Source organism: Serratia sp. LS-1 (assembly GCF_003719595.1).
GTDB lineage: Bacteria > Pseudomonadota > Gammaproteobacteria > Enterobacterales > Enterobacteriaceae > Serratia > Serratia ureilytica.
The window spans coordinates 1,519,745-1,543,263 of sequence record NZ_CP033504.1 but is presented as its reverse complement, the minus strand read 5'-3'; the positions used below and the strand labels follow the sequence as shown (position 1 = coordinate 1,543,263).

The window sequence follows — 23,519 nt, the reverse complement described above, 5'->3', positions numbered from 1 at the left end:
TCGCTCGGGGTATGTTTGCCGCTCAGAATCCCGGTTTACCTCGTTTTACCGTCCGGCGCCCGATCGCCGGTGACGCGGCCGGTTTATTTTTCAGCTACGCTGACAGTTCCGGCGGGCTCAAGGGCAGCTACTTGTCAAAAATGAAAATACACGCGATCACCGCCCCCCTTTCCAAAGCGCGCCACCAACGCTGTTGCGAGTGCGACCTGCTGTTCGTGCTGCCGCCGCTCAGCGGCAATCAGGCCGCCTATTGCCCGCGCTGCAACGCCAAGGTGGTGAGCGGCCGCGACTGGTCGATGACGCGCCTGACCGCCATGGCGATCGCCATGCTGCTGCTGATGCCGTTCGCCTTCACCGAGCCGCTGATCAGCATCCGCCTGCTCGGCACGCGCATCGACGCCAGTTTGCTGGAGGGCATCTGGCAGATGAGCCGCCAGGGCGATCCGCTCACCGCCAGCATGGTAGCGTTTTGCACCATCGGCGCCCCGCTGACGCTGGTGCTGTCGCTGCTGTACCTGCGTTTCGGCCATGCGCTCGGCATGAACCTGCGCCCGGTGCTGCTGATGCTGGAGCGGCTCAAAGAGTGGGTGATGCTGGACATTTATCTGATCGGCATGGCGGTGGCGGCGATCAAAGTGCAGGATTACGCCGACATCCAGCCCGGCAGCGCGCTGATCGCTTACCTGTCGCTCACGGTGCTGAGCATCCTGACGCTGATCCACGCCAACCTGGAGCAGCTGTGGGAGCGCTACTATCCGCAGGAACAGCCGGAAGGCCCGCCGACGGCGCTGCACATTTGTCTGTCCTGCCACTATACCGGCTATCCCGACGCGCGCGGCCGCTGCCCGCGTTGCCATGTGCCGATGTGCCATCGCCAGCCCTACAGCCTGCAGAAAACCTGGGCGGCGCTGATCGCGGCGATGATCCTGCTGATACCGGCCAACCTGCTGCCGATTTCCATCATTTACGCCAACGGCACGCGGCTGGAAGACACCATTTTCTCCGGCGTGGTCTCATTGGCCACCTCCGGCAACGTGCCGATCGCCGCCATCGTGTTCATCGCCAGCGTGCTGGTGCCCTTCACCAAGGTGATCGTGCTGATCGTGCTGTTACTGAGCATCCACTTCAAAACCTCGCACAGCCTGAAGACGCGCATTCGTCTGCTGCGCCTGGTCACCTGGATCGGCCGTTGGTCGATGCTCGATCTGTTCGTTATCGCCTTGATGATGTCGCTGGTAAATCGCGATCAACTGTTATCTTTTACTATGGGACCGGCCGCGTTTTACTTTGGCTCGGCGGTCATTTTGACTATTCTTGCCGTTGAATGGCTCGATAGCCGATTGATTTGGGATGCACATGCAACAGGAAACGCCGACTACACCGACTGAAGCGCGGGTCAAGAACAAACGCCGCATTTCACCGTTCTGGTTACTGCCGTTCATCGCCCTGCTGATCGCCGGGTGGCTGGTCTATAACAATTTCCAGGAGCGCGGCACCACCGTCACCATCGATTTCCAATCGGCGGCGGGCATCGTCGCCGGCCGCACGCCGGTGCGCTACCAGGGCGTTGAGGTCGGCACGGTGCAAAAAATCAGCCTGAGCAAAGATCTGCGCAGCATCGTGGTGGAAGCCAGCATCAAAAGCGATCTGGAAGACTCGCTGCGCGAAGGCACCCAGTTCTGGCTGGTGACGCCCAAGGCCTCGCTGGCCGGGGTTTCCGGGCTCGATGCGCTGGTCGGCGGCAACTATATCGGCATGATGCCCGGCAGCGGCAAGGAGCAAACCCACTTCACCGCGCTCGATACCCAGCCGAAGTACCGCCTGAACACCGGCGAGCTGATGATTCACCTGCACGCCGACGATCTGGGTTCGCTCAACAGCGGCTCGCTGGTCTATTACCGTAAAATCCCGGTCGGCAAGGTGTATGACTACACCATCAGCGAAGGCAACAAGGGCGTAACCATCGACGTGCTGATCGACCGCCGCTTCGCCAACCTGGTGAAGAGCAACAGCCGCTTCTGGAATGTCTCCGGCTTCAAGGGCGATTTCAGCCTGTCCGGCGCCACGGTGCAGATGGAGAGCCTGGCGGCGTTGGTCAACGGCGCCATCGCCTTCGATTCGCCGGCCGATGGCCAGCAGGCCAAGGGCGATCAGAACTATACCCTTTACCCGGACCTGGCCCACAGCCAGCGCGGCGTCAATATTCTGCTGGATCTGCCGAGCGGCAACAATTTGAGTGAAAACCGCACGCCGCTGATGTACCAGGGGCTGCAGGTCGGCACCCTGACCAAGCTGACGTTGCAACAGGACAGCAAAGTCATCGGTGAACTGACCATCGATCCTTCGGTGGTCGATCTGATGCGCAGCGGCACCCGCATCGTGATGCGCAGCCCGCGCATCAGCCTCAACGACGCCAAGCTCAGCCAACTGCTGACCGGCACCACGCTGGAACTGGTGCCGGGTGAAGGCGAACCGCAGCAGCGCTTCAACGTGCTGGACAGCAGCGAAACGCTGTTGCAACAGCCGGGCGTGTTGACCGTCACGCTGACGGCGCCGCAAAGCTACGGCATCGACGTCGGGCAACCGCTGGTGGTGCACGGCGTGAAAGTCGGCCAAATCCTGAGCCGCACCTTGACCGCCGGCGGCGTGGTGTTCACCGCCGCCGTTGATGCGCAATATCGCGGCCTGCTGCACAAAGACAGCAAATTCGTGGTCAACAGCCGCCTCGACGTCAAGCTGGGAATAGACGGCATGGAAGTGCTCGGCGCCAGCGCGCAGGAGTGGGTAGACGGCGGCGTGCGCATTATCCCCGGCAGCAAAGGGGAGCCTGGCGGCCAGTATCCGCTGTACGCCAACAGCGAAAAAGCCGAGGAAGGCATCGTCGGCAACGCCCCTTCCACCACCCTGACCCTCAGCGCCACCAGCCTGCCGGACGTGCAGGCCGGCTCAGTGGTGCTGTATCGTAAATTCCAGGTGGGCGAGATCGTTAACGTTCGGCCGAAGGCCAACGAGTTTGAGGTGGATGTCTACATAAGCCCGGAATACCGTAAGTTGCTGACCCGTGAAAGCATCTTCTGGGCCGAAGGCGGCGCCAAGGTGCAGCTCAACGGCAGCGGCCTGACGGTGCAGGCTTCGCCGCTCAACCGCGCGCTGAAAGGCGCCATCAGCTTCGACAACCTGCAGGGCGTGACGCTGAACAAAGGCGCCAACCGCGTACTGTACGCCAGCGAAACCGCCGCCCGCGCGGTGGGCAGCCAAATCACGCTGAAAACCTATGACGCCAGCAAGCTGTCGGCGGGCATGCCGCTGCGTTACCTCGGCATCGACGTCGGCCAGGTGGAGTCGCTGCAGCTGGCGCCGGAGCGCAACGAAGTGTTGGCCAAAGCGGTGCTGTATCCGGAATACGTGCAGACCTTCGCGCGCCTCGGCAGCCGCTTCTCGATCGTGTCGCCGGAGATCTCCGCCGCCGGCGTCAGCAACCTCGATACCCTGCTCCAGCCTTATATCAACGTGGAGCCGGGCCGCGGGCGCGAGCTGCGCACCTTCGAACTGCAGCAGGCCAGCATCACCGATTCGCGCTATCTCGATGGGCTGAGCGTCGTGCTCGACGCCGCCGAAACCGGCTCGTTGCAGATCGGCACGCCGGTGCTGTTCCGCGGCGTGGAGGTCGGCACTATCACCGGTTTCTACCTCGGCGCCATGTCCGATCGGGTGCACGTCGCGCTGCGCATCAGCAAGAAGTACCAGCATCTGGTGCGCAACAACAGCGTGTTCTGGCTGGCGTCGGGTTACAACCTGCAGTTCGGCCTGACCGGCGGCGTGATCAAGAGCGGCACCTTCCAGCAGTTCATCCGCGGCGGCATCGCCTTCGCCACGCCGCCAACCATTCCGCTGGCGCCGAAAGCCACGCCGAACAAGCACTTCCTGCTGAATCCGGAAGAGCCGAAGGACTGGAAAACCTGGGGCACCGCCATTCCGCGCGATTAACTTTCGCGTTTCCCTCAGGGCCCGGCAATGCCGGGCCCTGTTTTTTTCCGCTTTGTGATAAACTCTCGCCCTTGTCTTTATTGCACCCTGAGAGTTCGCCCCGTGGCCAAATCCACCGCCGTTTTTCTGCCCCCCGCTTTCCTTGACGCCACCCGCGCCATCATGCCCGCCGAGCTGGCGATGGACGATTTTATCGCCGCCTGCCAGCGCCCGCTGCGCCGCAGCCTGCGCGTCAACACGCTGAAAATCAGCGTCACCGACTTCCTGGCGCTGGTGTGGGACTACGACTGGCGATTGGAACCCATTCCCTGGTGCGCGGAAGGGTTCTGGATCGAGCGCGACGATGAAGAGCTGCGATTGGGCAGCGCCGCCGAACATTTGAGCGGCCTGTTCTATATTCAGGAGGCCAGCTCGATGCTGCCGGTCAGCGCGCTGTTCGCCGGCGGTGCAGCGCCCCATCGGGTGCTGGACGTGGCGGCCGCGCCGGGCTCCAAAACCACCCAGATCGCCGCGTTGATGGATAATCAGGGCGGCATCGTCGCCAACGAATACTCCGCCAGCCGGGTGAAAGTGCTGCACGCCAATATCAGCCGCTGCGGCGTGAAGAATACGGCGCTGACCCACTTCGATGGCCGGGTGTTCGGCGCCGCGCTGCCGGAGAGTTTTGACGCCATTCTGCTCGACGCCCCCTGCTCCGGCGAAGGCGTGGTGCGCAAAGATCCGGACGCCATGAGCAACTGGTCGCCGGAAAGCGTCGCCGAGATCGCCGCCACCCAGCGCGAGCTGATCGACAGCGCGTTTCATGCGCTGGCGCCGGGCGGCGTGATGGTTTATTCCACCTGTACCCTCAATGCGCAGGAAAATCAGCAGGTGGTGCGCTGGCTGCTGGACACCTATGGCGACGCGGTCAGCATCGAGCCGCTGGGTGAGCTGTTCCCCGGCGCCGACAAGGCGTTGACCGCCGAGGGCTTCCTGCACGTCTTCCCGCAGATTTACGACAGCGAAGGGTTTTTCGTCGCCCGCCTGCGTAAAAAACACGCCGTGGCGCCGTTAGCAAAGCCGACCTATAAAGTCGGTAAATTCCCATTCAGCCCGCTGTCCGGCAAAGAGGCGGCGCTGGTCGCCCAAGCCGCCGCGGCATCCGGCTTAACCTGGGGCGATGACAGCCGGCTGTGGGAGCGCGACAAGGAAATCTGGCTCTTCCCGGCCGCGCTGGAGCCGCTGTTCGGCAAAGTGCGCTTCTCGCGTATCGGCCTCAAGCTGGCGGAGCGCTTCCCGAAAGGTTTCCGTTGGCAGCACGAAGCGGCGATCGCCCTCGCGGGCGCCGACGGCAAACAGCATTTCGAGCTGGACGCCACGCTGGCCCAGGAGTGGTATCACGGCCGCGATCTCTACCCTGAGCAGCCGCCGGCGGGCGACGAGTGCGTCGTCACCTATCAGGGGCAACCGCTGGGCATCGCCAAACGCATCGGCAGCCGCATCAAGAACAACCTGCCGCGCGAGCTGGTGCGCGACGGCGCGCTGGATTTTCACCTGTAATCGCCCTGGCGCCGGGGAGCCGCTTTCCCCGGCGATAAATAAAGATAATAATATTCCCATCGTCATTCGTTATTATTCTAATCATTTCACCATCACGTTATTTCACCCACGCACGCTTGCCCTGTGCCAATTAAAAAGTTTTGACCTTTGATAAAGACAATTTCACGTTCTTATCCTATTAATTTAAATGTAAGTAAATAAATGCGTGCAACTCAGCTCTGGGTGGCGTTTTTGCGGACTTTCTCTGACATGGCAAGGAATCATGATGAAAAAAACTCTGCTGGTTTTGCTCTCGTTAACACCTCTGCTGTGCATCAGTGGCGCAGCCAACGCAGCGGGCACCATTCAGGGCACGCTGGGCGTGACAATGACCATCGGCGCCGGGTGCGTGGTCACCGGCGGCAACAGTTCCGGCACCACCAACGACTTTGGTTCCATCAGTTTCGGCACCTACTCGTCGCTGGCTAACGTCATCACCGCCAGCGCCACCGGCAGCGGCGGCACCGGCACCTTGGGGCTGAACTGCACCACCGGCACCAACTACACCGTGGCGCTGGACAACGGCCTCAACGCCTCCGGCAGCCAGCGGCGCATGGCCAGCGGCGTGCCCGCCTACATCAGCTATAACCTCTACCAGGACAGCGCCCACGCCGTGCCGTGGAACAGCACTACCGGCGTGCTGACCGGCACCGGCACCGGCTCGGCGGTCCCGCTGATCGTCTACGGTCTGGTGCCCGCTGCGGGCACCACCCCGGCCGCCGGCGTGTACAACGATACCGTCACCATGACCGTAACCTGGTGATGCCTGCCGACACGGGGCGCCACCACGGCGCTCCGTTATTCATTAATATAATAATATTCCTATCAATCCTTTCGTTATCTCAAACACGATTCCCCTGATGTGTTTACGCTGCACGCAACCTGCGATCTCGCTTAAAAATAAATAAATTTTTTAATCTTTAGGCAAGACATTCCCCCGTTCTTATTCTATTAATTAATCTGTAAATAGATTAATGCATTTGACTCATTTTTCGGGCTTTTTGGCAGGCTTCTCTACTACGGCAAGGAACCATGATGAAAAAGACTCTGGCGGCATTAACCTCGGCAGCGGCCCTGCTGTGCACCTCTGGCGCCGCCTTTGCGGCAGGCACCATTCAGGGCACGCTGGGCGTCACTTTAACCATCGGCGCCGGCTGCGTCGTTACCGGCGGCAACAGCTCCGGCACCACCAACAACTTCGGCTCCATCAGCTTCGGCACCTACTCGTCGCTGGCTAACGTCATCACCGCCAGCGCCACCGGCAGCGGCGGCACCGGTACCTTGGGGCTGAACTGCACCACCGGCACCAACTACACCGTGGCGCTGGACAACGGCCTCAACGCCTCCGGCAGCCAGCGGCGCATGGCCAGCAGCGTGCCCGCTTACATCAGCTATAACCTCTACCAGGACAGCGCCCACGCCGTGCCGTGGAACAGCACCACCGGTGTGCTGACCGGCACCGGCACCGGCTCGGCGGTCCCGTTGATCGTCTATGGTCTGGTGCCCGCCGCGGGCACCACCCCGGCGGCAGGCGCGTACAGCGATACCGTCACCATGACCGTCACCTGGTAAGCATGACGCGCCTGGCCGTCACCTGCATGCTGCTGTCGTTGGCAGGCGCTTGCCGCGCCGACGTCAGCACTGCGACGGTCGGCGTCAGCGCCACCTTGGTCAAATCCTGTGTCGCAGGCACCACCAGCGGCGGCAACACCACGTTCGGCACCTTTAACTTCGGCACGGTTTACTTCCTCAATACGGCAATAAAAGTGACCGGCCAGGCGAACGCCGGTGCACTGCAGATCAACTGCAACAACGGCACCAGTTACACGGTGCTGCTCAGCGGCGGACAGAGCGGCAATACCGCTTCGCGCTATCTGCAAAGCGCGGCGGGCGCCCGCGTGAACTACAACCTGTATACCAGCGCCAGCTACGCCACCGTCTGGGATAACGTCACCGGCGTGACGCAGACCGCCACCGGTCAAAGCGTCTGGCTGCCGGTGTACGGCATGATTCCGGTGCAGGCGACGCCGGCGACGGGCACTTATACGGACACGGTACAGGTGACGATAAATTGGTGATTAACGGAACGCTGCGCACCCTGCTGCTGACGGCGCTGTTTGGCGCTCCGGCGGCACATGCCGATACCGTCAGCCAGGGCTTCACAGTCAATGCTTCGATCATCAAAGGCTGCGTGCTCGGCAGCGGCGTCACCAACGTTACCTCGTTCGGCAGCATGAGCTTCGGCCAGGTGGCGTCTTTAAGCAGCCCGATAAAAATTGTCTCGAGCGCCGGCGCCGGCTCAATCCTTATCCGCTGCAACCCCGGGCTCAGCGTCACCCTGGGATTGAACGTCGGCAATAACGTGACCGGCTCCATCGCCGGCGGACGCAAGCTGTTGAACTCGGTCACCTCGGAAACGCTGATTTACCAGCTCTACCAGGATGCCAACTACGCCGTTTTGTGGGGAGACGGCGGCAACGGCGGCGCCGCCCAAACCGTCTCCTCCACCGGCAGTACGCAGGAAATAAAAATCTACGCCAGTTTAATGGCGAGCAGCACCTTGCCCACCAGCGGCACCTACAACGATACGGTCTTAGTGACGGTGAGTTATTGAGCTTTTAAAAGGATCACATTATGCGTACTACTCTGCTTCGCCTGCCTCTGCTGGCAGGATTGTTGTTAGCCGGCCAGCCGCAGGCCTTCGCCGCCGCCTCCATTCTGATTTGGCCCATCGATCCGGTTATTGAAGACAACCAGCAGGCGACGGCCCTGTGGCTGGAAAACCGCGACAGCAAGCCGGTTTACATGCAAATTCGCGTGCTGGGCTGGCAACAAACCGGCGGTAAGGACGATTACCGCAACCAGAGCGAGGTGCTCGCCAGCCCGCCGGTCGCCACCATTCTCCCCGGCAAACGCCAACTGATTCGCCTGATCAAGCAGACGCCGGCCGCCGCCGGACAAGAGCGGGCTTACCGCATCCTGGTCGATGAAGTGCCGATCAAAGATAAAGATGGCGCAGCGCCCGACAAAGGCGCGCAGATGGGGCTGAAATTCCAGATGCGTTATTCGGTGCCGCTGTTCGTCAGCGGCAAAGGCGTCTGGACCAAGCAAGACTTCGAACACCCGCGCGACTACGCCACCGCCAACCAGCCGAAGCTCAGCTACCGGCTGCTGCAACAAAACAGCCAGCGCTGGCTCGACGTGCGCAATGACGGCATCGTGCATGCTCGCCTGTCGCAGGTCAGCATTCAGGGCAAGCCGCTCAACAACGGGCTGCTGGGCTATGTGCTGCCGGGTTCGCAAATGCGTTTCGCCCTGCCGCCGTCGGGCAGTTTTGCCGCCGGCAAGCTGCAGGCGATGGTCAACGACAATAAACAGCCCGTAACCCTCCCGTCTTACTGAGCCCGAGGCGCAGGTGATGCGGATGTCGCCATCGCCCTCACGCGGCATGCAGCTCAAGCCGCTGGCCCTGGCCGTACTCTGTATGGCGGTAGAACTGTGCCCGCCGCCTGCCGCCGCCGACGATTTGCCACCGCCGCCCCGCGCCGTCAGCATGCCGGATACCACGCTGTATCTGGAGCCGGTGGTGAACGGCCGCCCGACCGGCAAAGTCGTGCCGGTCGCCTACCGCGGCGGCCATTACTATTTAACGCCTCAGCAGCTGATCGATGCCGGCCTGCCGGTGACGGACAAACAGGTGAAAGAGATCGCCGTCGATCAACTGGATAAGGTCGACGTCACCTACAGCGGCGAAACGCAGCAGTTGCTGATCTCGGTGCCCAACGATTGGCTCCCCAGGCAAACCCTCGGCGACGCCAACCCGGAGCAGCGGCTGCCGGCGCAAAGCAGCCTGGGCTTCTTGCTGAATTACGACGCCTACGTCAGCCAAAGCGGCGGGCGCGGCAATCCGGGCTATTTTTCCGCCTGGAGCGAACAGCGCCTGTTCGACGGCTTCGGCGTTATCGCCAACACCGGCATTTTCCGCAGCAGCTTCAACGGCGAGACCGCCGCGCAGCAGAACAATCGCTATATCCGCTACGACAGCAGTTGGCGCTACAGCGACGACGACACCATGCTCAGCTACACCGCCGGCGATCTCACGACCGGCTCGCTGCCCTGGACCAGTTCGGTGCGCGTCGGCGGTCTGCAGGTAGCGCGTAATTTCGCCACGCGGCCGGATCTCATTACCTACCCGCTGCCGCAGTTCTCCGGCCAGGCCGCCGTGCCGAGCAGCGTCGATCTGTACATCAACAGCTATAAAAACACCTCCGCCAACGTGAATCCCGGCCCGTTCACCCTGAATACCGTGCCCTACATCAACGGCGCCGGTCAGGCGACGGTGGTGACGACCGATGCGCTCGGCCGCCAGATCAGCACGACGGTGCCGTTCTATGTCGCCAGTTCGCTGCTGCAGGCCGGGTTGAGCGATTTCAGCCTGTCGGCAGGCGCGCTGCGCCAAAACTACGGTTACCGATCCGCGGACTACGGCCAGTGGGTGGCCAGCGGCAGCGGGCGTTACGGCGTCACGGACTGGCTCACGATCGAAGGGCGGGCGGAAGGTGCGGCGGAGTTGGCGGTCACCGGCGCCGGCGCCGGCATGCGCATCGGGCAGTTAGGGGTGCTCAACGCCTCCTACAGCTACAGCCAGGCGGGCCGCGACGCTTTCAACGCCCCTCCGGTCACGCCGCGGTATTACGATCCGGTCACCGGCCAACCGGTGCAGCAACCGGATGCCGGTCCGGTCTATCAGTACGCCGGCCGCCACGGCGATCAAACCAGCCTGAGCTACACCTACAGCAATCAGTATTTCAGCCTCAACGCTCAACGGGTGCTGCGCAGCGCGGACTTTGGCGATCTTTCCACCTATAAGAGCAGCTATCGGCTGAGCCGCCGCACCGATCAGCTGACCGGCAGCATCGGCCTGAGCCGCTTCGGCAGCCTGGGCGCCGGTTATTTCGACGTGCGCGACGCCATCGGCCAGCGCACTCGCCTGGTCAACCTGTCGTACAGCCTGACGCTGTGGCGCAACATCAGCCTGTACGCCTCGGCAAACCGCGAGATTGGCGGCGACGGTTACAGCTCTCAGCTGCAGATCAGCATTCCGTTCGATACCTGGGGCACCGCCAACGTCAGCACCGCCCGCGACGCCGGCAACCGCTGGAGCGAACGCGTGGCTTACAGCCGCGCCGCGCCGACCGACGGCGGTTTCGGTTGGAATCTGGCCTATGCCGGCGGCCAGGGCAGCAACAGCGATTATCGTCAGGCGGATGTGACCTGGCGCACCTCGCTGTTGGAAACCCGCGCCGGGCTGTATGGCAACCGTAACGACTACACCCGCTGGGGCGAAGTCAGCGGTTCGCTGGTGGCGATGAACGGCGGCGTTTATGCCACCAACACCATCAACGATGCCTTCGCGCTGGTATCGACCGACGGCTACGCCGGCATTCCGGTCAGCTACGAGAACCAGCGCATCGGCGTCACCAACGACAAAGGTTATCTGCTGGTGCCCACCGTCACCTCGTATTACCACGCCAAGTTCCAAATCGACCCGCTCAATTTACCGGCGGACGTTAACCTGCCGGCGGTCGAAAAAACCGTCGCCATCCGCGATCACAGCGGCTACCTGGTCGAATTCCCCGTCCAGCGCCTGTCCGCCGCCGACGTGGAGCTGGTCGATGCGCAAGGCAAACCGCTGGCCAACGGCAGCCAGGTGGCGGTGCTCGGCGGCAATCAACAAAGCTACGTCGGGTGGGATGGCATGACCTATATCGATCCGGTGCAGCAACACAACCGGTTAAGCGTAATCCCGGCCGACGGCGGCCCGCCGTGCCAGGTCAGTTTCAGCCTGGCCAACCCGCAGGGGTTGCAACGCGTCGGCCCTCTCGTCTGCCAGTAACACACGGAGAAGAAGAATGATGTCTCGGCAAGTGAAAATCTTTTTGGCGGCGCTGCTGTTGATGTGTGGACAACGCGCGCTGGCGGACTGCGCCACCACCAACGGCACGGTTACCCTGCCCAGCAGCAACTCCTTCGCCGTCTACAACGGCCAGATAAGCGCCCAAGGCACCGCGGGGCTGAACTGCACCGGGCTCGGGCTCAATTTGCTGACGCAAAACACCGTCACGGTCAAGATCGCTTCCACCACTAACAACATGGCCCTGCTGAACGGCAACGGCTCAGGCGATAAAATTTCTTATTTGATCTACCCGGATTCGAACTACCAGTATCCGTATAGCGTCGGCCAGACCATCGATTACAGCTCGCTGAATCTGCTGTCGCTGATCCTGATCTCTTCCAACGTCAACTTTCCGGTGTATATCAAAACCGTCGTCGGCGCGAACGTCAGCGCCGGCACCTATACCGATACCATCAACCTGGTGTGGAACTACCATATCTGCGGCCTGGGCCTGATAGGGCTTTGCATCTGGTGGGACGGCACCAATCAACCCAGCACCGTGACCGTCACCGCGGTCATCACCAAGAGTTGCCTGATCAATACCGCCAACAACGTTAACTTCGGCAGCATGGCCTTAGTGGGGCAATTCAATCCGATCAACCAAAACATCACGCTGACCTGCACCAAATCCCAGTCTTACAGCTCCTACTTCACCAACGGCAACAACCCGATCACCGGCTGGCGGCGAATGATCAGCGGCACCAGCAACTTCCTGCAGTATCAGATCTATTTGCCCAATACCAGTACCGTGTGGAGCAGCACCAACGCGCAAAGCGGCACCGGCACAGGCCTGGCGCAAAGCATCCCCTTTACCGCCGCCGTCAATCCGGCGCAGACCGAAGTGCCGGTCGGCACCTATCAGGATAACGTCAGCTATGTCGTGACTTACTAGCGCAGCCGCTAGCCGCCCGGCCAAATGTTGCCAGAATGTATTTTTTATGTGGCATTTTTTGCTCATTTGGCTATGCTCATACCGATGACCTGACTGGTCTAACCTCCTACCACATCATTGAGCAAGGAGTTCCCATGAGCAAAACCGTCGTAAAAATTGGCAGCTTCGAGGTCGATGACGCGCATCTTCACGCCACCGCCGACCGTGCAGGCACCCTGAGCATCCCCTGCAAGTCCGATCCGGATCTGTGCATGCAGCTCGACGGCTGGGATGAACACACCAGCATTCCGGCCATCCTCAACGGTAAGCAGTCGCTGCTGTACAAGCAACACTACGATCGACAGACGGACGCCTGGGTGATGCGGGTGGCATGAAAATGTATCCAGTCGGCTGACGACGCGCTGCTTTCATCAGAAACAGCGCGTTTTTTTATGCGATGGCGATGCCGCGGCCGGCAAAGAAGTGGGCGAAGCGGTTGAGTGACAGCTGTACTCGCTCGCGCGTCGCCGGGCTGTCGCCCGAAGGATTATGGAAGGTCACGCTTTGCGCATCGGCGGCGGTGATCAACACCAGATGCCCGCCCCGCTGCGGCGGTATGCTCTCGGGCCGGCGAATGGCGGGATGCACCGAGGCGATAAAGTAGCGGCATTCATGAAGCAGCGCCGGCACATCGGCGGCCGCCAGCCCCACCTTCACCTCCGCCTGCAGCGCGAACTGCTCGCGCACGTACTCGACGAACGGCGCGTAAATCAGTCCTTTTATCCGCTCGTTCTCACGCACATAGGCGCCATAAGGCAGGCTGCGGCGCGCCAGTTCCAACAGCGGCGGCGCTTCGCCATCGCGGTGGCCCAGCACCATTTTCAGGCAGGCCATACCGCACACGTGGTTGGCCCACTCGACGTACTCCGCCCGATCGCGGGCGCCGCTGCGCGCCCAATGCTCGTCTTGCGCCAGCGTCGCGCGGCCGGCGATCAGATCGGCGGCCATCTCCGGGCTCGCCCACTGGCACTCGTAGGGAACGGCGCGCATCAGTTTAGAACTTGTCGACGACTTTGAAATTCATCAGCACCAGCGTCATGTCCGGCGAGAACAGATCGTACTCTTCGAAGAAGCGTTGTAGCTCTCTGCGCCAATGCGCCAGCGAACGATCGCCCTCGCCTTCGGCAAAGGCGTGCGCTTCATCGACCTGATCGTACGTTTTCATTTCCACCGCGGTCAGCTCAACCGCGCAGACCGGCTCTCCCTTGCCGTCCACCACCAGGAACCGATCGCCGGCCTGTGGGATGCCCTCGCCGTCCAGGTTGGAGCAGGTCGCCGTTTTGGTGCCGTTCAAAATCAATTGCACCACTTCATCGGCCTGCTGTTCGGTATCGCCGAACGCCCAGCGCTCAAGGTGCTCGTATTTCTGTGGAATTGCCGTCGCCATGATTATACCTTTTGGAAAAATGCCTCAATGCAGACAGGATAGTACAACGTATTGGCGGCCGTCTGCATCCGTCACAAGCACGACTGCGCGTTACGCCAGCGCCGTCTTTACGAGTTTTTACCGTTCTTCGCTGTGCCTTCAGCGCTACGGGGCGCATACTGTGAACATTATTCACTCAATGGCAACGCCAGGCGGCAACATGCGGCAAGACGATTTCGATGCTGACGATACCTTCAGCGATTTACTCAACAGCGTCGCGTTGGCGACGCTGTTGCTCATCGCCATCGCCGGCGGATGGTATTTCAGTTAAGAGAGGGCGACGTGGCGACAAAACGCATGGGCAACAAGCTCAGTAAAATGGTGGTGGTGCTGCTGCTGATCTGCCTGGCGTTGCTGCTGTTGCGTTGGGCAGCGATAGCGTTCGGTTAATCCCATAAAACGACGCCGGCCAACCGCCGGCGCCCTGCTCACCGCCGCGGCGCCGCGGTCGGTTCCAGTAACTCGCGCAAATAGGCAAGACGCGCTTCCCCCTGTGGCAACCAGCGACGGCACAGCCAATGTTGCGTTTCACCCGTGCGGCTGAGGCGGTAGTACTCCGCCAAGGTTTCGACCCAGTTCATGTTGTGTTCTCCTGCTTTTCGACATTGCCAGTATTGAGCGCAAAAACCAGAAGAAATACTGATGGCTTGTTTTTTATGCTTCCTGTTTTTGGCCGTCGGTAGCGAAGCCGCAGTTCAACTGCTACATTGGGCGAAAATCAACCCACCGAGGTGTAGGCCATGACGTTCTCGGAACAGGAGATTAAACCCGTATGGGATGAAGTCGCGCGGCTGATCGGCGACAGCGTGATGCAACTGCGCCATCGCGGCGAGGCGCTGTCGGTAGAAACGCTGGAGAAACATCTGGCGCGGCAGCTGGCCGAGAGCAACGACATCGAACGGCGTATCCTGCTCGGCGCCGCCATCAACATGCTGAAAGGCGGAAAATGAATCGCCAACCGAAAAGGTTGGCGATCCGACAGAAGCCCGAGGTATGCAAGCCCGGCCTTCTGCGCGCTACTATGTCACGCTAATATGACGTAATTAATAGGAATTGTCGGGTTTTTGCCCAAAACGCCCTATTTTTGTTGCCTGAATTACGCCAACACGAAATCGCCGGCATCCAGCGGCTGCCCCACCACTTTCACCAGGAAATCGTTGCCGTCAAAGGCGCCGCCCAGGTTGATCGCCACATCGCTGACGTGATTTTGCGCATCGTAGCTCAGCTTCGCCTCGCCCGCCTTGCCGCTGAACTGATCGACGAAGCGGATGCCGTCGGCGCTGCCGGTGTTGAACAGCGTCAGATCGATCTTGTCCTCGCCGCGCACGAAGTCGCGGATCCAATCCGGCGCCGCCGCCGTCGACTCATCCGCCGCGAAGTAGACGAAGGTGTCCTTGCCGGCGCCGCCCCACAGCTGATCCGCCCCTTTGCCGCCGTACAACACATCATCGCCCGCGCCGCCCTTGAGCACGTTATCGGCGGCGTTCCCGACCAGCACATCGTTACCCGACCCGCCGATGGCGTTTTCAATCGTTACGCCCGCCGCGATCGACACGTTGCCTTTCAGGCCGCCGACGTCCGAGAACGCCTTTTCATTCAGGTTGATGCGCTGATTTTGGCCGAAGCCGGAGAAGTCGAAGGTGTCGTTGCCGCCGGCATCCCAGGCGGTGAAGATTATCTTGTCCTGCGCGCCGGTGGCGGTGAGGAAGTCGCGATCGGTGTTGGAATTGAAACCGTAAACCGTGTCGCCGGTGCGGGTGTTCATGTTGGCGCCGTAGAAATGCTGGATCGCCGTGATGTCATTGAGCAACGGCCCGGAAGAGTACGCGCCTTTAAAGTCCTGCCCGGTGTTGCTTTCGCTGAAATAGCTCATCAGGCTGTGGGCGCGGCTGTCTTCGAAGTAGGTCGCGTCTTTAGCGTAGGTGATGCTGACGCCCGGCGCGGCGTTATAGTCGCCCGGGTGCTGCAACCCCAGCGCATGACCGATCTCATGGGTGAAGGTCTGGCGGCCGTACTCGTTTTCATGGATCTGGTTGTTGACGAAGGTGTGGTTCTTGGCGTTATACCAGGTTTGACCGGCGACCGAAGGCGATGAATCCGGGTTATACGCAAAGGCATAGGAGCCGCGCGAGCTGTAATCGAACAGACCGAATTTGATGTTGGCGGCGGCGGTGTTGCTGGTCTCGGTGAAGGTGATGTTGGCCACGTCGGACCATGACTGCAGCGCCAGTTTGGCCTGCTCGCGCTGTTCCGCGTTAAAGCTGCTGAAGCCGCTGATGCTCATGCTCGACATATTGCCCGGCGCCTTTTCCCAGAAGCTGTAGGTCAGGGAGACCGGCTTTTCGGTCACGCCCTTGTCGTGCCAACTGCGATCGCCGCGCACCAGTTCCAGGCCGGCATTCTCGAACGTTTTCGACGGATGAAGCACGGTAATGGTGTCGTCTTCATCGGGTTTATAAGCGCCCAGCAGGGCTAATACGCCTTCGGCCTTAACGGAAGCATTGCTTGATGACATAACCTTATCTCCATATTCGTCAATTCAATCGGGGTGATGCCCCAACTGGCGGATTGCCTGAACGGCAGCGGCCCGGTGTTGAATCAATACGGGGATATCGGTAATGCGCTGGCGCCTTCCATCGGCACTCTGAATGAGAACGATAATCCCTTAAGAGAAGAGAATAGACACATTTTACCGAGAACAGATTTTTCTTATCAAAAGTGTGACAGGGATTTTCCGCCATGTGAATGATTTTCAAGGTAATAATCAGCATTATCACGATGTCGAAAAAAGTATAAAAAAACCGGGGCAATCCAACCCCGGCTATCCATAACACACTCTGGACTCAGACTAACCAACCGAGCAACAGCGTCGCGCCAATGACCGTGGAAGCGCCGCCGATGCGCGTAGCGATTTGGGCGAACGGCATCAGCCCCATGCGGTTGGACGCCGACAGGATCGCCACGTCGCCGGTGCCGCCCAGGCCGCTGTGACAGCAGGTGACGATCGCCGCTTCCACCGGGAACATCTTCAGGTAAGGCGCAATCAGGAAACTGACCAACCCCATCGACAGCACCACCGAGCCGCAGACCACCACATAGCCGACCGAGAACACCGCAACCACGCTTTCCAGCGGCACGTACAGCATGCCCAGACCGATCATCAGCGGCCACACCAACGCGGTGGAGACGAACTTATAGAAACTGTGCGCGCCGGTCTCCATCGAGGCCGGGATCACCCGGCAGTATTTGCACAGCACCGCGAACAGGATCATCAGCACCGGGCCAGGGATATGCACGATATGCTCGAACAGGCCGCCGACGATAAAGAAGGCGCAGATCACCAGCAGCCCGCCGCCCATAAGTTGGAAATCGACGTTGCCGCTTTGTTCCTTGATGGCGAACATCGCGTTCTCCTGCGCCGAACGGATCAGCATGCCGTCGCCGCTCAGCGCCTTGCGCTGCATGCCGATGCGCGCCAGCACCCCGGCGGTCACGATGGCGAAGATATTACCCAGCACCGCCGCCGGCGCCAGCTGCGCGACGTAGACGTCCGGTGTCGATCCCAGGATCGCCGAATAGGCCAGCGACAGCGGTAAAATGCCCTCGCCGATGCCGCCGCCGATGATCGGCACGATGATAAAGAAGAAGGTGTGATAGAAGGTGAAGCCGAACAGTTTCCCCACCAGCAGCCCGGTGATCACCGCCGTGACCGTGCCCACCACCAGCGGCACGAACATGCGAATCATCCCCTGGATCAGGATCACCCGGTTCATGCCGAGAATGCTGCCGACCACCAGACTGGCGATGACGAAATAAAGCAGGTTGGCGTCTTTCATCAGCAGATGGACGGTGCCCATGACGTTGGGCTGGAACACGTTGAAGTAGACCAGCACCGACGGCACCATCAAACACAGAATGGCCGGCCCGCCGATATCGCGCAGCACGGGAATGCTTTTACCCAACTGCGCCAACGCAAAGCCCAGCGTCATTATCACCGCCAGGCCGCCGATCATATTCTTCGGCAGGAAGTTGGCGTAGGCGGAAATCGCCACGATGGCGCAAATCGTGATAAACAACGCGATCGGCACCGCACCGATATCTATTTGACGAAGTTGATTAATTAATCCTGATGATTCGGACGATGCCGTATTTTTATCACAGGCTATTTCTGCATTTATCTGTTTCATTATTCACCCTGCTGACAAGCGTACAGTACGGTTAGATTCACCTGGCGCAATAATCCCGCCATAGCCAAGTGAAAACAACTAATTACAAAAATCCTATTGCGGATTTCGCTTTTTCTAATAAGAAATAAAACAGTAGACAGCACTGACAATATGATAAAAAATAAAAATGCAAAACTAAATTACGCTGAGGGAATTCAATATTGTGACCCTCCGCCAAGGTTGGTTTTAATTAATTATCGTCAGCATTTTGTAATTAAAGTAATCAGGCTTAAATTCGCTGCTATGCTATAGGAGGGCGAAAAAGCCCCCTGCTTTATTAATAAAGAACCGGAAACGCCATTAGCTGAATCCGGTCAGCTTGATCCGAACCTTAATCCTGCGCGCGGCACCGCACGGGAAAAAGGCATAATATGACTCATAAGGAAGTAGAATATGTCTTCACGCGCTGTTACCCCACAAACCCTCGCTCGCTACGGCATCCATCAGGCCGCCGACATCGTCTATAACCCCAGCTATGAATTGCTGTTCGCCGAAGAGACCCGCGCCGACCTGCCGCCGCTGGAACGCGGCACCCTCACCCAACTGGGGGCGGTCAACGTCGCGACCGGCGAATTTACCGGCCGTTCGCCGAAAGACAAATACATCGTGCGCGACGACACCACGCGCGACACCGTCTGGTGGTCCGACAACGGTACCGGCAAGAACGACAACCAGCCGCTGTCGCCGGAAGTCTGGCAGCATCTGAAGACGCTGGTGGGCAACCAGCTCTCCGGCAAGCGTCTGTTCGTGGTGGATGCCTTCTGCGGCGCCAACGCCGATACGCGCCTGAAGGTGCGCTTCATCACCGAGGTGGCCTGGCAGGCGCACTTCGTGAAAAACATGTTTATCCGCCCAAGCGACGCCGAGCTGGCGGACTTTGAGCCGGACTTCGTGGTGTTGAACGGCGCCAAATGCACCAACCCGGACTGGCAACAGCAAGGGCTGCACTCGGAAAACTTCGTCGCTTTCAACCTGACCGAGCGCATGCAGCTGATCGGCGGCACCTGGTACGGCGGCGAGATGAAGAAAGGCCTGTTCTCGATCATGAACTATCTGCTGCCGCTGAAGGGCATCGCCTCGATGCACTGCTCGGCCAACGTCGGCGAGCAAGGCGACGTCGCGGTGTTCTTTGGCCTGTCCGGCACCGGCAAAACTACCCTCTCCACCGATCCGAAACGCCAGCTGATCGGCGATGACGAGCACGGCTGGGACGACGACGGCGTGTTCAACTTCGAAGGCGGCTGCTACGCCAAAACCATCAAGCTGTCGCCGCAGGCGGAGCCGGAAATCTATCAGGCGATCCGCCGCGATGCGCTGCTCGAAAACGTCACCGTGCGGGCCGACGGCAGCATCGACTTCGACGACGCCAGCAAAACCGAGAACACCCGCGTCTCTTACCCGATTTATCACATCGAGAACATCGTCAAACCGGTGTCCAAAGCCGGCCACGCGCGCAAGATCATCTTCCTGACCGCCGACGCCTTCGGCGTGCTGCCGCCGGTGTCGCGCCTGACGCCGGAGCAGACCCAATACCACTTCCTGTCCGGCTTCACCGCCAAGCTGGCCGGCACCGAGCGCGGCATCACCGCCCCGACGCCGACCTTCTCCGCCTGCTTCGGTGCCGCGTTCCTGACGCTGCACCCGACGCAATACGCTGAAGTGCTGGTGAAACGCATGGAGGCCGCCGGCGCCCAGGCTTACCTGGTCAACACCGGCTGGAACGGCAGCGGCAAGCGTATCTCGATCAAAGATACGCGCGGCATCATCGACGCCATCTTGAATGGCGACATTGAGCAGGCCGACACCTTCACGCTGCCGATCTTCGGGCTGGCAGTGCCGACCGCGCTGCCGGGCGTCGATCCGTCGATCCTCGATCCGCGCAAAACCTACGCCGACGAATCGCTGTGGCAGGAGAAAGCGCAGGATCTGGCGCAGCGCTTTATCGATAACTTCGCCAAATATACCGTCACCCAGGCGGGCGAAAAGCTGGTGAACGCCGGGCCGAAGCTGTAACGCAGACGTTTAGCATCCTGCTGTTTAAGGGCCGAACTTTCGGCCCTTTCTTGTTTTCATCCTTCCGCCAGCAAACCCGGCATCACCAGCGCCACCGCCGCCGCGATGCGCTCGTCGATCGCGCTGCCGGGCGGCAACAGCCCCAGCGTCATCTGCCGCAGCGGTTCGGCGATGGCCATCGCCAACAGCAGATCGCTGGTTTGCGCCCAGTCGCGCTCACGCAGCCACCCGCACTGCTGCTGGCGCCGCAGCCAGTCCGCCACCGTCGCCCGTCCGCGCAGAATGCCGTTGCGCTGATAGCTGTCCAGCAGCGCCTCGCGCCCCGGAAACTCGCTTTGCAGCAGCCGAAACATCCCCACCGCTTCGGCGCTCAATACCTGCTGCGCCACCGCCTTCAGCCCTTTTTCCAACAGCGGCGCCACCGCCTCCCACCGCCCGGCATCCTGGGCGAAGGCCGGCTGAAACGCATCGGTCCAGCCGCTCACCGCCTGCGCCACCAGTTCGTCGCGATTGGCCGCAAAGCGATACAGGGTTTTTTTAGCCACCCCGGCGCGTTTCGCCACCGCATCCACCGTTGCCGCGGCATAGCCGCCGTCGAGCAACAGCGCCAGCGTCGCCTGCGCCAGCGCGGCGCGCAGCGCCGTTTCCGGCGTGGCCGGCCGGCCGCGAGCACGCAGCGGTTCTTCATTCGGGTTCGCCATATTTATTCCTCACAAGCATTGACAGACTCAGCATAGCGGCATAACTTTATTTTGGAAACACGATTCGTTTCCAAAATAAAACAGGAACCCATTATGACACATCCTTCCCTGCTGGCGCCGTGGGGCGTTAACGATATCAACGAGTTGCTCAAACCTGAACCGCTGCGGCTGGAGATGGGGCTGAGTCGCAGCGCCGACGGTTTGCTGACCGTCGCGGTCCGTACCGATCTGCACGGCTGCAAGGGGCGCATGCTGGACTGGTGGTTCACCTTCTTTGAGAACACGCAGCACATCAACTGGTGGCACCCGCACGATCACGTCGAACATCGCGGCTGGGACCGCCATTGGAAAAAAGGGGAAAGCTACGTCGGCGCCAGCATCGAAGCGGTCGAATGGCTGGCGGAGCTGCCGCCGGTCGCGGCGCGCCTCAAATTCCACGCCGCCGAGGACTTCTTCGCGCCGCAACCGCTGCGCCAGGCGCGTGACGCGCAGGCGCTCTCCGCCGCCGTGTGCGCGCGCATCGGCTTCGGCGACCAGGTGGCGTTGGATGACAACGGCGATCCCTGCGACGGCGAAATGCTGCATCTGGCGCGCGATACGCCCTACGGGTGCGTGCTGCGCAGCCGTTTCCTGCTGGGTAAAGCCTGCGCCAACGCCCACGACGAACTGTCGGACGACATCGGGTTTAACCTGATGCGCCACTGCTACAACGAGTTCAGCTATCTGGCGCAGTTCCTGCCGTCGCTGTACTACGCCGAAAACGGCCGCGAGCCGGCGCCGTTGCTCTGGTAATGCATCAGCGGGGACCTGTTAATTTTTCGCGATATCGCTATAGTGATTTTCATCGTTTTCCCCTGCGCTCATGACGGAGACATCATGGAAAATCCCTGCTATAGCGGCGGCTGCCTGTGCGGGCATATTCGCTTTCAGGCACGCGGCCTGCCTGGCAATCCGCACAGCTGTTCCTGCGATTTTTGCCGCCGCCACTCCGGCGCGCCGACGCTCTGCTGGGTCGAATTTCCGCGTCAGGCCATCGAGTGGAACGGCCCGGGCGGCATGCCCACACTCTACCGTTCTTCACCCTATTCCAGCCGCGCCTTTTGCCCGCGCTGCGGCAGCACGCTGGGGGCGATCGACGACGAGCCGACGGTGGCGCTGGCCACCGGCAGCTTCGATCGGGCCAATCTGCCGGAGCTGCGCCCGACCTCACATGCGTTCGCCGATGTTTGCCCCGAATGGTGGCGTATCGACGGCATGCGCTGAGCGCCTCACAGTTCCCGCTGAAATCAATTGATTGTTTTGTCGTATAAATTTAGAACTGACGAACAATAATTCAAATGTATGGGAACGGGGATGAATCAACAGACTCTCGACGCGCGCCGGTCGCGTCAGGCGTTGCTGGCCGGCTCGGTCGGCAACTTTATCGAATGGTATGAGTTCGGGGTATACGGTTTTCTGGCCACCGTCATCGCCGCCAATTTTTTCACGCTGCAGGGTGAAAATGAAATCACCAGCCTGATCCTCACCTACGCCGCCTTCGCGCTGGCATTTTTCTGCCGGCCGATCGGCGCGGTGATCTTCGGCCGTATCGGCGATCGCATCGGCCGTCGTCCGACGCTGATTACGGTCCTGCTGCTGATGACGCTGGCGACGGCGTTGATCGGCGTCATGCCGACTTATGCCTCGATCGGCGTCGCCGCCCCGCTGCTGCTGACGCTGCTGCGTATGTTCCAGGGGCTGTTCGCCGGCGGCGAATTCGGCGGCGCCGTGTCGCTGATGACCGAGTTCGCCCCAAAGGGCAAGCGCGGGCTGTTCGGCGCATGGCAATCGCTGACCGTCGCGCTCGGCCTGTTGGCCGGCGCCGGGCTGGTGGCGCTGCTGGCCGCGCTGCTGAGCGTGCAGCAGTTGCATGACTGGGGCTGGCGCATTCCCTTCCTGCTGGCGCTGCCGATGGGCGCCGTGGCGCTGTGGCTGCGGCTCAAGCTTGAGGAAACGCCGACGTTTACTCAGGCGCAGCAACATGCGGAACACGCTATCACCCCACCGGAAGTGAAGCTGGGCGGCGTGGTGAAAACCATTCTGGTCGGCATCGGCCGCATGATGGGCTGGTCGGCCGCCGGCTATACCTTCCTGGTGGTGATGCCTTCCTATTTGCAAACCTCGCTGCACGCCACCTTCCAGCAAGCGCTGGTGGCGACGGTGCTGGCCAACGTCGGTTTCGCCCTGACCATCCTGCCGGCGGGCATCATCAGCGACAGGCTGGGACGAAAAACGGTGATGCTGACGGCGGTGGCGGCGGTGATCCTGTTCACCTTCCCGCTGCTGCACCTGTTGCAGGATGCGCAGAGCTCACTGTGGATCAAAGGGCTGGCAGTCATGATCGCCGGCGCCGTGGTCGGCCTGCTGGCCGGTCCCGGCCCGGCGATGCTGGCGGAGATGTTCCCGACCCGGGTGCGCTATACCGGCCTGGGGCTGGCTTACTCGCTGTCCAATGCGGTGTTTTCCGGCTCGGCCGGGCTGATTATCACCGGCCTCATCAAACAGACCGGCAATATCGACATTCCCGCCTACTATGTGGTCGCCACGTCGGTGGTCAGCCTGTTTGCGCTGATGACGCTACGCCGCGACGATCATCTGCGCTCGCTGAACGAACGTTAATCCTCCGGGGGCGCATCGCCCCCATTCCAACTCGTGATAATGA

23 protein-coding genes are annotated in these 23,519 nt (G+C 60.8%); 17 read left to right on the top strand and 6 right to left on the bottom strand.

Annotated elements, in window-relative coordinates:
* Positions 1 to 140: 140 nt before the first annotated feature.
* From yebS to EDY99_RS07525, 11 genes are all read left to right on the top strand, one after another.
* Positions 141 to 1,388, top strand: a complete 1,248-nt coding sequence (gene yebS / locus EDY99_RS07575) for a membrane integrity lipid transport subunit YebS (protein ID WP_047026336.1) — start codon at positions 141 to 143, stop codon at positions 1,386 to 1,388.
* Positions 1,357 to 3,987 (top strand): PqiB family protein, encoded by a 2,631-nt coding sequence (locus EDY99_RS07570; protein WP_033644262.1) that lies wholly within the window; start codon positions 1,357 to 1,359, stop codon positions 3,985 to 3,987. Before yebS ends, EDY99_RS07570 begins: the two co-directional genes overlap by 32 nt.
* Positions 3,988 to 4,089: 102 nt before the next feature.
* The gene (gene rsmF, locus EDY99_RS07565) at positions 4,090 to 5,526 is read left to right on the top strand and encodes a 16S rRNA (cytosine(1407)-C(5))-methyltransferase RsmF (RefSeq protein WP_123061642.1); all 1,437 of its coding nucleotides are present in this window, start codon (positions 4,090 to 4,092) and stop codon (positions 5,524 to 5,526) included.
* Positions 5,527 to 5,791: 265 nt separating this feature from the next.
* Complete coding sequence (locus tag EDY99_RS07560; RefSeq protein ID WP_033642841.1) at positions 5,792 to 6,328, top strand: spore coat protein U domain-containing protein; 537 nt, start codon at positions 5,792 to 5,794, stop codon at positions 6,326 to 6,328.
* Positions 6,329 to 6,600: 272 nt separating this feature from the next.
* Entirely contained in the window at positions 6,601 to 7,137 is a 537-nt protein-coding gene (locus EDY99_RS07555; RefSeq protein ID WP_046686938.1) for a spore coat protein U domain-containing protein, read from the top strand.
* A gap of 2 nt (positions 7,138 to 7,139) precedes the next feature.
* On the top strand, positions 7,140 to 7,643 hold the full coding sequence (locus EDY99_RS07550; protein ID WP_033642839.1) for a spore coat U domain-containing protein: 504 nt from the start codon (positions 7,140 to 7,142) through the stop codon (positions 7,641 to 7,643).
* Positions 7,644 to 7,663: 20 nt separating this feature from the next.
* Complete coding sequence (locus tag EDY99_RS07545) at positions 7,664 to 8,179, top strand: spore coat U domain-containing protein (protein WP_046688467.1); 516 nt, start codon at positions 7,664 to 7,666, stop codon at positions 8,177 to 8,179.
* Between the two features lie 20 nt (positions 8,180 to 8,199).
* Positions 8,200 to 8,967: a molecular chaperone gene (locus EDY99_RS07540; protein WP_046686936.1), complete on the top strand. Its 768-nt coding sequence runs from the start codon at positions 8,200 to 8,202 to the stop codon at positions 8,965 to 8,967.
* A gap of 22 nt (positions 8,968 to 8,989) precedes the next feature.
* The gene (locus EDY99_RS07535; protein ID WP_370453958.1) at positions 8,990 to 11,461 is read left to right on the top strand and encodes a fimbria/pilus outer membrane usher protein; all 2,472 of its coding nucleotides are present in this window, start codon (positions 8,990 to 8,992) and stop codon (positions 11,459 to 11,461) included.
* A 16-nt stretch (positions 11,462 to 11,477) separates the two neighbouring features.
* Positions 11,478 to 12,413 carry a spore coat protein U domain-containing protein gene (locus tag EDY99_RS07530; RefSeq protein ID WP_187307549.1) on the top strand — a complete coding sequence of 312 codons (936 nt, stop codon included), beginning with the start codon at positions 11,478 to 11,480 and terminating at the stop codon, positions 12,411 to 12,413.
* A 134-nt stretch (positions 12,414 to 12,547) separates the two neighbouring features.
* A complete protein-coding gene (locus EDY99_RS07525; protein WP_033652110.1) occupies positions 12,548 to 12,787 on the top strand; it encodes a YebV family protein in 240 nt (79 codons plus the stop codon).
* A 55-nt stretch (positions 12,788 to 12,842) separates the two neighbouring features.
* On the opposite strand, the gene EDY99_RS07520 is transcribed toward EDY99_RS07525, so the two are convergent.
* Positions 12,843 to 13,442: a C39 family peptidase gene (locus EDY99_RS07520; protein ID WP_033652109.1), complete on the bottom strand. Its 600-nt coding sequence runs from the start codon at positions 13,440 to 13,442 to the stop codon at positions 12,843 to 12,845.
* Positions 13,443 to 13,446: 4 nt separating this feature from the next.
* Positions 13,447 to 13,839: an ASCH domain-containing protein gene (locus EDY99_RS07515; RefSeq protein ID WP_123061641.1), complete on the bottom strand. Its 393-nt coding sequence runs from the start codon at positions 13,837 to 13,839 to the stop codon at positions 13,447 to 13,449.
* A 336-nt stretch (positions 13,840 to 14,175) separates the two neighbouring features.
* Here EDY99_RS07515 and yniD point away from each other — a divergent pair, with 336 nt between their 5' ends.
* The gene (gene yniD / locus EDY99_RS24785) at positions 14,176 to 14,268 is read left to right on the top strand and encodes a small membrane protein YniD (protein WP_016928013.1); all 93 of its coding nucleotides are present in this window, start codon (positions 14,176 to 14,178) and stop codon (positions 14,266 to 14,268) included.
* A 38-nt stretch (positions 14,269 to 14,306) separates the two neighbouring features.
* Here the strand turns inward: yniD and EDY99_RS24560 are convergent, their stop codons facing one another.
* Positions 14,307 to 14,459, bottom strand: coding sequence for a hypothetical protein (locus EDY99_RS24560; protein ID WP_162837208.1), 153 nt, complete (start codon positions 14,457 to 14,459; stop codon positions 14,307 to 14,309).
* Between the two features lie 159 nt (positions 14,460 to 14,618).
* Here EDY99_RS24560 and EDY99_RS07510 point away from each other — a divergent pair, with 159 nt between their 5' ends.
* On the top strand, positions 14,619 to 14,828 hold the full coding sequence (locus EDY99_RS07510) for a hypothetical protein (protein WP_033642834.1): 210 nt from the start codon (positions 14,619 to 14,621) through the stop codon (positions 14,826 to 14,828).
* A 146-nt stretch (positions 14,829 to 14,974) separates the two neighbouring features.
* Here EDY99_RS07510 and EDY99_RS07505 read toward each other — a convergent pair whose 3' ends face one another.
* Both EDY99_RS07505 and EDY99_RS07495 read right to left on the bottom strand, forming a co-directional pair.
* Positions 14,975 to 16,393 carry a serralysin family metalloprotease gene (locus EDY99_RS07505; protein WP_046686934.1) on the bottom strand — a complete coding sequence of 473 codons (1,419 nt, stop codon included), beginning with the start codon at positions 16,391 to 16,393 and terminating at the stop codon, positions 14,975 to 14,977.
* 328 nt (positions 16,394 to 16,721) lie between these two features.
* Positions 16,722 to 18,065 carry a 2-hydroxycarboxylate transporter family protein gene (locus EDY99_RS07495; protein ID WP_033642832.1) on the bottom strand — a complete coding sequence of 448 codons (1,344 nt, stop codon included), beginning with the start codon at positions 18,063 to 18,065 and terminating at the stop codon, positions 16,722 to 16,724.
* 432 nt (positions 18,066 to 18,497) lie between these two features.
* Between EDY99_RS07495 and pckA the strand changes: the two genes are divergently transcribed.
* Complete coding sequence (gene pckA, locus EDY99_RS07490; protein WP_033642831.1) at positions 18,498 to 20,117, top strand: phosphoenolpyruvate carboxykinase (ATP); 1,620 nt, start codon at positions 18,498 to 18,500, stop codon at positions 20,115 to 20,117.
* Between the two features lie 56 nt (positions 20,118 to 20,173).
* On the opposite strand, the gene EDY99_RS07485 is transcribed toward pckA, so the two are convergent.
* Positions 20,174 to 20,818 carry a TetR/AcrR family transcriptional regulator gene (locus tag EDY99_RS07485; protein ID WP_033642830.1) on the bottom strand — a complete coding sequence of 215 codons (645 nt, stop codon included), beginning with the start codon at positions 20,816 to 20,818 and terminating at the stop codon, positions 20,174 to 20,176.
* 93 nt (positions 20,819 to 20,911) lie between these two features.
* Between EDY99_RS07485 and EDY99_RS07480 the strand changes: the two genes are divergently transcribed.
* From EDY99_RS07480 to EDY99_RS07470, 3 genes are all read left to right on the top strand, one after another.
* On the top strand, positions 20,912 to 21,610 hold the full coding sequence (locus EDY99_RS07480) for a DAPG hydrolase family protein (protein WP_025302572.1): 699 nt from the start codon (positions 20,912 to 20,914) through the stop codon (positions 21,608 to 21,610).
* 84 nt (positions 21,611 to 21,694) lie between these two features.
* Complete coding sequence (locus tag EDY99_RS07475; protein ID WP_033642828.1) at positions 21,695 to 22,081, top strand: GFA family protein; 387 nt, start codon at positions 21,695 to 21,697, stop codon at positions 22,079 to 22,081.
* A gap of 90 nt (positions 22,082 to 22,171) precedes the next feature.
* Positions 22,172 to 23,476, top strand: coding sequence for an MFS transporter (locus EDY99_RS07470; protein WP_123061640.1), 1,305 nt, complete (start codon positions 22,172 to 22,174; stop codon positions 23,474 to 23,476).
* Positions 23,477 to 23,519: the final 43 nt, after the last annotated feature.

Excerpts from the sequence above, each read along its gene's own strand:
- EDY99_RS07560 (WP_033642841.1), top strand. The coding sequence starts at position 5,792 with ATGAAAAAAACTCTGCTGGTTTTGCTCTCGTTAACACCTCTGCTGTGC.
- EDY99_RS07535 (WP_370453958.1), top strand. The coding sequence starts at position 8,990 with ATGTCGCCATCGCCCTCACGCGGCATGCAGCTCAAGCCGCTGGCCCTG.
- yniD (WP_016928013.1), top strand. The coding sequence starts at position 14,176 with ATGGGCAACAAGCTCAGTAAAATGGTGGTGGTGCTGCTGCTGATCTGC.
- EDY99_RS07470 (WP_123061640.1), top strand. The coding sequence starts at position 22,172 with ATGAATCAACAGACTCTCGACGCGCGCCGGTCGCGTCAGGCGTTGCTG.
- EDY99_RS07570 (WP_033644262.1), top strand. The coding sequence starts at position 1,357 with ATGCAACAGGAAACGCCGACTACACCGACTGAAGCGCGGGTCAAGAAC.
- pckA (WP_033642831.1), top strand. The coding sequence starts at position 18,498 with ATGTCTTCACGCGCTGTTACCCCACAAACCCTCGCTCGCTACGGCATC.
- EDY99_RS07515 (WP_123061641.1), bottom strand. The coding sequence starts at position 13,839 with ATGGCGACGGCAATTCCACAGAAATACGAGCACCTTGAGCGCTGGGCG.
- EDY99_RS07555 (WP_046686938.1), top strand. The coding sequence starts at position 6,601 with ATGAAAAAGACTCTGGCGGCATTAACCTCGGCAGCGGCCCTGCTGTGC.
- EDY99_RS07505 (WP_046686934.1), bottom strand. The coding sequence starts at position 16,393 with ATGTCATCAAGCAATGCTTCCGTTAAGGCCGAAGGCGTATTAGCCCTG.
- EDY99_RS07510 (WP_033642834.1), top strand. The coding sequence starts at position 14,619 with ATGACGTTCTCGGAACAGGAGATTAAACCCGTATGGGATGAAGTCGCG.
- EDY99_RS07520 (WP_033652109.1), bottom strand. The coding sequence starts at position 13,442 with ATGCGCGCCGTTCCCTACGAGTGCCAGTGGGCGAGCCCGGAGATGGCC.
- EDY99_RS07530 (WP_187307549.1), top strand. The coding sequence starts at position 11,478 with ATGATGTCTCGGCAAGTGAAAATCTTTTTGGCGGCGCTGCTGTTGATG.
- EDY99_RS07540 (WP_046686936.1), top strand. The coding sequence starts at position 8,200 with ATGCGTACTACTCTGCTTCGCCTGCCTCTGCTGGCAGGATTGTTGTTA.
- EDY99_RS07525 (WP_033652110.1), top strand. The coding sequence starts at position 12,548 with ATGAGCAAAACCGTCGTAAAAATTGGCAGCTTCGAGGTCGATGACGCG.
- EDY99_RS07485 (WP_033642830.1), bottom strand. The coding sequence starts at position 20,818 with ATGGCGAACCCGAATGAAGAACCGCTGCGTGCTCGCGGCCGGCCGGCC.
- EDY99_RS07480 (WP_025302572.1), top strand. The coding sequence starts at position 20,912 with ATGACACATCCTTCCCTGCTGGCGCCGTGGGGCGTTAACGATATCAAC.
- EDY99_RS24560 (WP_162837208.1), bottom strand. The coding sequence starts at position 14,459 with ATGAACTGGGTCGAAACCTTGGCGGAGTACTACCGCCTCAGCCGCACG.
- yebS (WP_047026336.1), top strand. The coding sequence starts at position 141 with ATGAAAATACACGCGATCACCGCCCCCCTTTCCAAAGCGCGCCACCAA.
- EDY99_RS07495 (WP_033642832.1), bottom strand. The coding sequence starts at position 18,065 with ATGAAACAGATAAATGCAGAAATAGCCTGTGATAAAAATACGGCATCG.
- EDY99_RS07550 (WP_033642839.1), top strand. The coding sequence starts at position 7,140 with ATGACGCGCCTGGCCGTCACCTGCATGCTGCTGTCGTTGGCAGGCGCT.
- EDY99_RS07475 (WP_033642828.1), top strand. The coding sequence starts at position 21,695 with ATGGAAAATCCCTGCTATAGCGGCGGCTGCCTGTGCGGGCATATTCGC.